Here is a 9620-nt window from a genome sequence, read left to right on the forward strand (position 1 = left end):
ACGGCATACGCGATAGCTGTTATAGTCTCGTGGGCTCGGAGATGTGTATAAGAGACAGCCGCTGTCCGACGGCCTCGCCGCCCAGGACCGCTACGCCCTGCGCGCGCTGGTGGCGCTGGTGCTGATCGCCGCGGGCGGCGCGACCTGGGGCGACTGGAAGCCGCGTCTTGTCGCCGCCATCACCCCGCATTTCGGCGGGACGGCGACGGCGACGGTCGCGACGCTCGACCTCTGGGTGACGCCGCCGGAATACACCGGCCTGCCGCCGGTCTTCCTGAAGTCGGCCAACCCCGCCCATACGCCGAGCCTTGCCGACCCCGTGCCGGTTCCCAAGGGCAGCCTCGTGCTGGCCCGCGTCACCGGCGGCAGCGGCACGCCGTCGCTGGAGGCCGGCAGCAAGACCACCGCTTTCGAGGCCGTGGACTCCGCGACCTTCCAGATCCAGCAGCCCATTGAGGACGGTGCCCGCATCGCCGTGACCCAGGGGTCCAACCTGCTGGGCGGCTGGAACGTGCGGATCATCCCGGACAACCCGCCGACCATCGCCTACGCCAGCCCCCCGACCAAGGGGGAGCGCGGCGCGCTGCGGCTGGACTACACCGCGCAGGACGACTACGGGCTGGCCGAGGCCAAGGCCGTCGTCCGGCTGGACCTGCCGGAGGGCGAGGCCCCGGCGCTCGACCGCAGCCCGCTGGAGCTGCCGCTGGCCCTACCCGGCGTCCGCCCGCGCGAGGCGCGCAACGCCGCCTTCCACGACCTGACCGCCCATCCCTGGGCCGGGCTGAACGTCACCATCCGCCTGACCGCGCTCGACGGCGCCGGCCAGACCGGCAGCACGGAGGACGTGGCGATGGTCCTGCCGGAGCGCGTCTTCAACCACCCGGTCGCCCGCGCCATCGTGGAGGAGCGCAAAAAGCTGACCCTGCGGCCCCAGCAGCTCCGCATCGAAGTGGCCCGCGCGCTGGCGGAAATCTCGTCCAGACCCAGCCAGTTCGGCGGCGATCTGGTGGCCTTCCTGGCGATGCGCACCGCGGTGAACCGCCTGCTGCTCGACGAGGAGGGGGCATCGGTCCCAGCCGTCCAGCAGCTTCTGTGGGAAACCGCGCTGCGCATCGAGGACGGCGGGCTGTCGCTGGCCGAACGCGACCTGCGCGACGCCGAGAGCCGTCTCGCCGAGGCGCTGGAGCGCGGCGCCGACGACCAGGAGCTGAAGAAGCTGATGGACGAGCTTCAGGCGGCGCTCGACAAGTTCCTCGACGCCATGGAGCAGCAGATGCGCGAGGCGCTGGAGCGTGGCGAGCAAATTCCCATGGTGCCGCCGGAAATGGCCGACCAGATGATGGACCGCCAGGACCTTCAGCGGATGATGGAGCAGATGCGGCAGATGGCCGAGACCGGCGCCCGCGACGCCGCCCGGCAGATGCTGTCCCAGCTTCAGCAGATGATGGAGAACATGCGCAACGGCGCCATGGCCCAGATGCAGCAGCAGGGCCAGAACGAGGCGGCACAGATGATGCGCGAGCTTCAGGAGCTGACGCAGCGGCAGCAGCAGTTGCTCGACCAGACCTTCCGCCAGTCGCAGGAGCAGATGGGCCGGCAGGACGGGCAGCAGGGCCAGCAGCAGGGGCCGCGCAACCGCCAGGGCCGTCCGCAGCAGGGGCAGCAAGGCCAACAGGGTCAGTCCGGCAGCCCGCTGATGCAGCAGCAGGCCGAGCAGCAGGAGGCGCTGCGCCGCCAGCTCGGCGAACTGATGCGCCGCATGGGCGAGCAGCAGGGCGGCGAAATCCCGCGCCCGCTCGGCCGCGCCGAACGGGCGATGCGCGACGCGGGGCAAGCGCTCCAGCAGGGGCAGCCCGGCTCCGCCGTTCCGCCGCAGACCCAGGCGATGGACGAGCTTCAGCAGGGCATGCAGGCGATGGCCGAGCAGATGATGCAGCAGATGATGGGCCAGCAGGGTCCGGCGATGAGCGGGCAGCAGCCCGGACAGGCGCAGCAGCGCCAGGGCCAGGGCCGCAACCGCGACCCGCTGGGCCGCCGCCCCTCCGGCTTCGGCAACTACAACAACGAGGACGTGAAGATCCCCGAGGAGGCCGAACTCCAGCGCGCCCGTGAAATCCTCGACGAACTGCGCCGCCGCTCCGGGCAGTATGGCCGTCCGCAGATGGAGCGCGAGTACATCGACCGGCTGCTGAAGCAGTTCTGACCGGGCGCTGAAGCAGTTTTAAGGCCGGGGGACCGGGCGGCTTTACCGGAGGGCGGCGCTGGTGCAGTATCCGCCGCGCAAGGCGCCGCCGCTTGCCCTTCCGGCACGGACGCCCCCGGACACAACGAACGTTTCCTCATGGTCGCGGTCCTTTCGAACCACGGGTCGGGCGGGCTTGCCCCGCAGCGCCCGGAACTGACGCTTGGCAGCAAGTTCCGCATGATCAACTGGGGGCTGGTTCTCCTGGTCTGCATCATCACGTCGGTCGGGGTGGCTCTGCTCTATTCGGCCGCCGGCGGCAACTGGAAGCCCTGGGCACAGCCGCAGCTGGTGCGCGCCGTCCCCGGCCTCGTCCTGATGCTGATGATCGCGCTGATCGACGTGCGGCATCTGATGAAGTCGGCTTACGCCATCTTCCTGATCGTGCTCTGCCTGCTGGTCGCGGTGGAGCTGATGGGGCGCATCGGCATGGGCGCCCAGCGCTGGATCGACCTGGGATTCTTCCAGCTCCAGCCGTCCGAGCTGATGAAGCCGGCCCTGGCCCTGGCCCTGGCCCGGTATTTCCACGGCATCTCGCTGGACCAGATCGGCCGCCCGCTGCTGCTGATCCCGCCCCTGCTGCTGGTCTTCATCCCGGTGGCGCTGGTGCTGATGCAGCCGAACCTGGGCACCTCGCTGCTGCTGATCATGGGCAGCGGCGCCGTCTTCTTCGCGGCGGGCGTGAGGATCTGGAAGTTCCTGGTGGTCATCGGCGGTGGCCTCTCGGCCATCCCCATCGCCTGGGAATTCCTGCACGATTACCAAAAGCAGCGCGTTTACACCTTCCTCGACCCGGAAACCGACCCGCTCGGCGCCGGCTACAACATCCTCCAATCGAAGATCGCGCTGGGATCGGGGGGGCTGTTCGGCAAGGGTTTCATGTCCGGTTCGCAGAGCCAGCTGATGTTCCTGCCGGAGAAGCACACCGACTTCATCTTCGTGGTGCTGGCGGAGGAGTTCGGGATGGTCGGCGCGCTGATCCTGCTGGCGCTGTACCTGATGCTGTTCATCTACGGCGTGGTCATCGCGCTGAGCTGCCGCAGCCAGTTCGCCCGTCTGGTGGCGGTCGGCATGACCGCGCAGTTCTTCCTCTACGTGATGGTCAACGTGTCGATGGTCACCGGCCTGATCCCGGTGGTGGGCATTCCGCTGCCGCTGGTGTCCTACGGCGGGTCGGCGATGATGACGCTGATGATTGGCGTGGGGCTTCTGCTCAGCATGTCGGTCCACCGCGAGGTCCGCATCCCGAAGAGCGGCGTCACCGAGCTGTGATACCGCTCTTCGGGGCGCATCGTCAGCCCTCCGAGACCTCGCCGTTCTCCTGGATCATCACCTTGTCGATGCGCCGGCCGTCCATGTCGACGACCTCGAAGCGCAGGCCGTTCCAGTGGAAATGCTCCGCGGCGGTGGGCACATGGCCCAGCCGGTCGAGCATGAAACCGGCGATGGTGTGGTAATCGCCCTCGCCCTTCAGACCCCTGACGCCAACCAGCGACTCGACCTCCTCCACCGGGGTCATGCCGTCCACCAGCCAGGAACCGTCCTCGCGCTGGACCGCGAATCCGTCGCCTTCCTGCCCCTGTTCGGGCATCTCGCCGGCGATGGCCTCCATGATGTCGGTGACGGTGGCGATGCCCTCGACGCTGCCATACTCGTCCACCACCACGGCCATGTGGATGCTGGCCTGCTTGAACAGCTCCAGCAGCCGCAGGACGGGGGTGCCGTCATGGACGATCAGCGGCTCCACCATGGCCTCGCGCAGGTCGAAGCTGCGGCCCTGGAGCGCCTGGTTGAGCAGCGCCTTGCTGGACACGATGCCCTGCACCTCGTCCACATCGCCGCGGCAGACCAGGAAGCGGGAATAGCCGCTGGCCTGGATCTCCTTGGCGATGGCGTCGGGCGGGTCGTCGAGGTCGATCCACACGAGGTCCGGGCGCGGGGTCATGATCGACCGCGCTGTGCGATCGGACAGGCGGAACACGCCCTCGATCATCTGCCGCTCGGCAGGTTCGAAGACGCCGGTCTGCGTGCCCTCCTTGATGAGGCTCTTGACCTCCTCCTCGGTGACGGTCTGCTCGCGCGCGGTGGGCAGGCGCAGCAGCTTCATCAAACCCTCGGTCGAGACGCCGAGCAGCCAGACCAGCGGCATGGCGACCCGCGACAGGACGCTCATCGGGCCGGCCACGCCGGCGGCGATGCGCTCCGCGTTCACCAGGGCCATGCGCTTGGGCACCAGTTCGCCGACGATCAGCGACAGGTAGGTGATCGCGGCGACCACCAGCGCGAAGCCGACCTGCTGCCCGTAAGGGGCGATCCAGGAGACGTTGGCGTCCAGGACCGTGCCCAGCCGGTCGGCCAGGGTCGCGCCGCCGTAGGCGCCGGCGATGATGCCGATGAGCGTGATGCCGACCTGCACGGTGGAGAGGAAGTTGCCGGGGTCCTCCGACAGTTTCAGCGCGGCGCGGGCGCCCTTGCTGCGTGTTTCCTCGGCCATCTGCTGAAGCCGCGCGCGTCGCGACGACACCAGCGCCATTTCCGACATCGCGAAAAAGGCGTTCAGCAGGATCAGCAAAATGATGACCAGTACTTCCCAAATCATGGCGTCGAGCCCGCGGGCGCTCCCTTTTATGAAGACAGTTTGTCGAAGATCAGCATGCCGGCCTGCCCGAAACCGAACAGGATGGCGGCGACGATGACGATGGCGATCAGCCCGGCGACGAGGCCGGCGACGACGAAGGCCCCATCCTTCTCGATCAGCCCCAGCGCGATCAGCGCGATGGCGAAGGCCGGCGGCTGGTTGCCGAAGACGATGGGAAGGGCCAGGATTCCGGCGAGAATCATCACCGCCACGCCGAGCAGCCGTTCCGCCGTCGGAGCGGTCATCGCCGGCAGGCGCGGGCGCAGATGCCGCTCCAGCCGGTCGACATGCGGCTTCGCCTTCGCGATCACCCGCAAAAAGGCGTCCCGGTCCAGCGTAAGGGCGGCCAGCCGGCGCGGCAGCCAGGGGCGGTCGCGTCCGGCGGCGATCTGGGCGCCGATCAGCAGCATCGGCAGGCCCGTCGCCGTGGACAGACCCGGCACCGGCAGGATGTTCGGAATGGACAGGATCAGAAGCAGGGCGCCGAAGGCGCGGTCGCCCAGAATGCCCACGAGGTCACCAAGCGCGATCCGCGCGCCGTGGTCGTGGTTCAGGAAATCGTCCAGCACCGCCGAAGCGGGGTTCACCGGCGGGAAACCGGTGGTCGCGGCATCGCCGCGGTCGACGCCCTCCGGAGCCTGACGGTCCGAGGACGTGTCGGGAGGTCGGCCGTCGCTCACGGCGCTCCCCACGGAGGCCGCCCGAAACGGCGGAAGGGTAAACCCATGGACCTTTCGCGTCGCAACATCGTACCGGCTCCTTTTACAGCATCGCCGGTCGGTGCGCCAGCCCATCTGTGGAATGTGCCGTTTCTCAAGGGGATGATGCCACCAACGGCAGCTCGACGGTGAAGGTCGAGCCGCGTCCCGGCGCCGAATCGGCGGTGATGCGCCCGCCGTGCCCCTCGACGATGGACCGGCAGATGTAGAGGCCGAGGCCGACCGTTCCCTCCCCCTCCGTGCCCAGCCGGCCGGTGCGGGCGAAGGGCTGGAAGAGCTGAGCCAGCTCCGCCGGCGGAATGCCGCGGCCGTCGTCGGACACACGCAGGCGCGCCCAGCCGCCGCCCTCCCCCGGGGCCTCGCTCAGAGCCACACGGACGCTCCCACCGCGGTCGGAGTATTTGATGGCGTTCGACAGGAGGTTGTTGAGAAGCTGGTCCAGCTTGGCCGGGTCGATGTCGGCCATGGGCATGGGCGGTTCGGGCACGGACAGCTCGATGGTTATGGACTTGCCTTCGGCCAACACGCGGTTCATCGAGACGTTCCGCCGGACCAGCGTCATCAGATCGGACGGCCGCCGCGTCAACCGCATCCGCCCCGCCTGGAGCGCCGCCAGGGACAGCGCGTCCTCCACCATGTGGCGCATGGACAGGCTGGATTCGCGGATGCGCTCCAGGCAGGCACGCTCCGCCGCCTCCAAGCGCCCGTCCAGCCTCTGCTCCAGCAGCTCCGCGAAGCCGACGACGACCTGGAGCGGCGTGCGCAGATCGTGGGCCAGCATGCCCATCAGCCGGTTCTTCTGCTCGTTGCTGGCGGCCAGCTCGGCGTTGGCCTTGGCGAGCGCCCGCTGGGCGTTGGCCAGCTCGTTGTTGAGAAGGGTCATTTCGCCGAACAGCGCGTCCAGGGAGGGAACCTCCGGCCCCGGCACCACCTCCCGAAGCGGAGCGAGCCGTTGGGCCAGCCGCGGATTCAGCGTCTCCAATTCCTCCATCACGGCGGACAGCCCGCCGGGCGCCCGCGCCACGGCCAGCACCAACCCTTCCGCGTCGCTGAGCCCGCTGACATGGAATCCCCCCATGGGGTCGAGCCGGCTGGACAGGGGCTGGTCGATCACCCGGCCGGATTTCCGCAGGCCGCTGAACAGGTCCAGCGCGCCGGCCACCGCGTCCGGGCCGAACAGAATCGGGAAAGGCGTGCCGGGCTTTCCGGTCAATCCCGGCAAACCGGCGCCCAGCCGGTGCAGGGCGCGCAGCCGTCCATCGTGGTCGCAGGTCAGGACCAGCCCGTCCATGCCCTCTCCCTCAAGCCGCATGGGTCACGGAACACGCATCACCCCACACCGACGGCGCGGTTCGGAGCCGCCGGGCCGATCAGCCGCTCCGCGATGGCGACCGCCTCCTCCGCGCCGGGGGCGAAGGCGTCGGCACCGACCGTCCTCCACAGGTCCGGAACGAGGTTGAAGGGATAACCGCCGACCAGCACATGCGGCTGCTCTCCGGATTCGGCGCGCACCGCGGCGATGAGGGCCGCGACCCGCCCGACATGGGCGGTGATGGTGGCCGACACCGCCAGGACGCGGGCGCCCCGCTCCCGCACCGACCGGACGACGCTGTCCACGGGCGCGTTGGCGCCGAGATAATGGCTGTCCCACCCGGCCATCTCGAAGAAGTCGGCGACCATGCGGATGCCGATCTCGTGCTGCTCCCCGCTGACACAGGTGGCGACCATGGACAGGCCGCGCCGCTCGGCGGCGAAGATCACCGGATAGAGCTGGCCCATGATCGTCTGTGTGGCGGCGGTGGCGAAATGCTCGTGCGCCACGGTGATCGCGCGCGTCTGCCACAGGCGTCCGATCTCGCGCAGAACCGGCTGGAACACATTCAGGTAAAGCTCGGGCACCGTCGCCCCGCCGGCCGCCGAGTCCGTCACCAGCAGCGCCGCCCGGCGCCGGTCACCGGACAACAGCGCATCCAGATAGGCGTGGGCGAGCGCGCCGAGCGGCGCGTCCGACCGGACGAAGGGCGGCACCTCCCGCGGCAGGGCGGGCAAAGCGGCCAGCCCTTCCCCCACGCAGGCGCGCACGCGCGTCGCCGTGGCGGGATCGATCCGGGCGGCCACCACGTCGCGGAGGATTTCCAGGCTTTCGCCCAGTTCCTCGTCGGGGATGCCGATCCCGGCGAAGAGGACCTTGACCCAGGCCACATACTCGCGGAACAGCGCCGGGCTGTCGGCGGCCACGGCCTCCGCAAGATAGAGAAGGTGAAAACCGACATCCTCGACGCACCGTTCCCGCCCGTCCTCGCCGTAACGGGCGTAGAGCGCGGGCCAGCGCTCGAACTGGATCGCCACGACGGCGCGCGCCAATTCGGCGCGGCGGTCCGCAATGGGGTTGGAGGCGATCCGTATCGGGTCCTGGGAAGGCCGGACGGTCTCCGGCATGGCGCGGCGTCTCCGGTCGAGGGGGCGTTCGGATGAAAGGTGCTCCCTCGCACCCGTTCCTGCAACGCCTGACTGCGCCGACCGGTCCAGATTTCGGCAACCGCATCCTATGGTTGTTAATCTTCTGTTCGACGGTTTTGCTAACGGCCTTTCTGAAGAACAAAGGTCAGCCGCTTCACGAGGTCGGCCTTCGACACCGGCTTCACCAGATAGCCGGAAATGCCGTAAGCGATGGCCCGCTTGACCGTGTCGGCCTCGCGATGCGCCGTCAGCACGATCACCGGAAGGTCGGCGAGCGGGTTGCCCGTGGCCGTGCGCAGGGCGTGCAGCAGGTCCAGCCCGCTCATCCGCGGCATTTCCAGATCGCAGATGGCGAGGTCCACCTCCTCCGCATGGTCGCGCAGGATGCCCAGCGCAGCCATGCCGTCCGATGCCTCCCACACATGGCGAACCTTCAGATCCTGAAGCAGGCGGCTCATCAGCCGGCGGGTGAAGTCGTCGTCTTCGATCAGCAGGACACGCAGGTCGTTGATGCTGCGGCTCGGCAGCCCATCCTTCGCATTGTCAGTCAGCATCGGCGCGGCCACCCATATCCGTGTCGTTGCATTGGGCGAATGCAGAAGCACGTTACATCGTCGGACCATGCCGGAAAAGCCGGTAAATGATGCTGATTTTGTAATTTCTTCAACCGCAGGGACAGGAAGGCGACGGGTTGTTGCGGCCGATGGCGGCGATGCGCCGGGGTCCGTTGTCCGCGGGGTCGGCGATCTGCTAAACCCACACCGATTGACGGCCGGGTCCGGCTCCTGAAAGCGGCACCGCGCCCGGCCCGTGGTTCTGGAACAGCGCGATCCATGCAACTCGACCTTCTCAAGCGACCGGACGGACGCACGGCCATCCTGATGCCGTCCGGCTTCGTCCTTGATCTGCTGACGCCGGACGCCACGGGCATGCCGATCGAGGACATCGCCCAGTGCCTGTCGTCCCAACCGCGTTGGGGCGGCGCGGCGCGGCCCTGGTATTCGGTCGCCGAGCATTCGGTGATGGTCTCGCGTCTGGTGCCGCCGCCCCTGGCCTACTCGGCCCTGATGCACGACTGCGAGGAGTTCCTTGGCGACTGGCCGTCGCCGGTGAAGGTCATGCTGGACCGCGACTATGTCAAACAGCGGCTTCACCCGGTCAAGGACGCGCTGCGCCGCTGGTTCGGCTTCGATGACGAGGCGCCGGCCATCAAGCAGGCCGACCTCGTCTGCATGGCGACGGAGCTGCGCGACCTTCTTCCCCCGGCTTGGTTGGATTGGGGGCATCTGCCGGCCGCCCACCCGGACAGGATCGTTCCGGTCGGCCCCGACCAAGCTTATGCCCTCTTTCTGAGCCGGTACGAGGAGTTGAAGCACCTCGCCAAGCCCGTGAAGGCAAAAGCCGCAAAGGCCGCGCGGAGCAAGAGCAAGCCGGAAGCGCGGTAAGGTTTCTATCCCAGCGTCGCGATCCGCCCGGTGTGGTTGCCCAGCGCCTGCAGCGCCGTGGCGACGATGTGACGGGCGGCGAGGCCGGCCTCCTCATACTGCTTGGCCGGGCTGTC

The 9620-nt window shown here is 68.6% G+C and carries 8 protein-coding genes; 3 read left to right on the forward strand and 5 right to left on the reverse strand.

Annotation, left to right across the window (positions count from 1 at the left end; all coding sequences use genetic code 11):
• The first annotated feature begins 43 nt into the window (after nucleotides 1-43).
• Together Q4I23_RS26460 and rodA are read left to right on the forward strand one after the other, a co-directional pair.
• Nucleotides 44-2203, forward strand: a complete 2160-nt coding sequence (locus tag Q4I23_RS26460) for a TIGR02302 family protein (RefSeq protein ID WP_498528186.1) — start codon at nucleotides 44-46, stop codon at nucleotides 2201-2203.
• A gap of 138 nt (nucleotides 2204-2341) precedes the next feature.
• Nucleotides 2342-3514, forward strand: coding sequence for a rod shape-determining protein RodA (gene rodA / locus Q4I23_RS26465; RefSeq protein ID WP_454017530.1), 1173 nt, complete (start codon nucleotides 2342-2344; stop codon nucleotides 3512-3514).
• A gap of 22 nt (nucleotides 3515-3536) precedes the next feature.
• Here the strand turns inward: rodA and Q4I23_RS26470 are convergent, their stop codons facing one another.
• The 5 genes from Q4I23_RS26470 to Q4I23_RS26490 all read right to left on the reverse strand — a co-directional run bounded on the left by Q4I23_RS26470 (nucleotide 3537) and on the right by Q4I23_RS26490 (nucleotide 8613).
• Entirely contained in the window at nucleotides 3537-4841 is a 1305-nt protein-coding gene (locus tag Q4I23_RS26470) for a hemolysin family protein (protein ID WP_454017529.1), read from the reverse strand.
• A gap of 26 nt (nucleotides 4842-4867) precedes the next feature.
• A complete protein-coding gene (locus Q4I23_RS26475) occupies nucleotides 4868-5560 on the reverse strand; it encodes an exopolysaccharide biosynthesis protein (RefSeq protein ID WP_498528187.1) in 693 nt (230 codons plus the stop codon).
• Nucleotides 5561-5693: 133 nt separating this feature from the next.
• Entirely contained in the window at nucleotides 5694-6890 is a 1197-nt protein-coding gene (locus Q4I23_RS26480) for a sensor histidine kinase (RefSeq protein ID WP_498528188.1), read from the reverse strand.
• Nucleotides 6891-6928: 38 nt separating this feature from the next.
• Nucleotides 6929-8038 (reverse strand): cobalamin B12-binding domain-containing protein, encoded by a 1110-nt coding sequence (locus tag Q4I23_RS26485; protein ID WP_498528189.1) that lies wholly within the window; start codon nucleotides 8036-8038, stop codon nucleotides 6929-6931.
• Between the two features lie 140 nt (nucleotides 8039-8178).
• The gene (locus Q4I23_RS26490; protein WP_014197623.1) at nucleotides 8179-8613 is read right to left on the reverse strand and encodes a response regulator; all 435 of its coding nucleotides are present in this window, start codon (nucleotides 8611-8613) and stop codon (nucleotides 8179-8181) included.
• A gap of 279 nt (nucleotides 8614-8892) precedes the next feature.
• Here Q4I23_RS26490 and Q4I23_RS26495 point away from each other — a divergent pair, with 279 nt between their 5' ends.
• Complete coding sequence (locus Q4I23_RS26495; RefSeq protein WP_498528190.1) at nucleotides 8893-9504, forward strand: hydrolase; 612 nt, start codon at nucleotides 8893-8895, stop codon at nucleotides 9502-9504.
• Nucleotides 9505-9620: the final 116 nt, after the last annotated feature.

The sequence above is a fragment of the Azospirillum sp. UFLA03-27 genome (assembly GCF_059803775.1).

Coding starts and splice junctions, on each gene's coding strand:
- rodA (WP_454017530.1), top strand. CDS start 2,342: ATGGTCGCGGTCCTTTCGAACCACGGGTCGGGCGGGCTTGCCCCGCAG.
- Q4I23_RS26470 (WP_454017529.1), bottom strand. CDS start 4,841: ATGATTTGGGAAGTACTGGTCATCATTTTGCTGATCCTGCTGAACGCC.
- Q4I23_RS26480 (WP_498528188.1), bottom strand. CDS start 6,890: ATGGACGGGCTGGTCCTGACCTGCGACCACGATGGACGGCTGCGCGCC.
- Q4I23_RS26485 (WP_498528189.1), bottom strand. CDS start 8,038: ATGCCGGAGACCGTCCGGCCTTCCCAGGACCCGATACGGATCGCCTCC.
- Q4I23_RS26490 (WP_014197623.1), bottom strand. CDS start 8,613: ATGCTGACTGACAATGCGAAGGATGGGCTGCCGAGCCGCAGCATCAAC.
- Q4I23_RS26495 (WP_498528190.1), top strand. CDS start 8,893: ATGCAACTCGACCTTCTCAAGCGACCGGACGGACGCACGGCCATCCTG.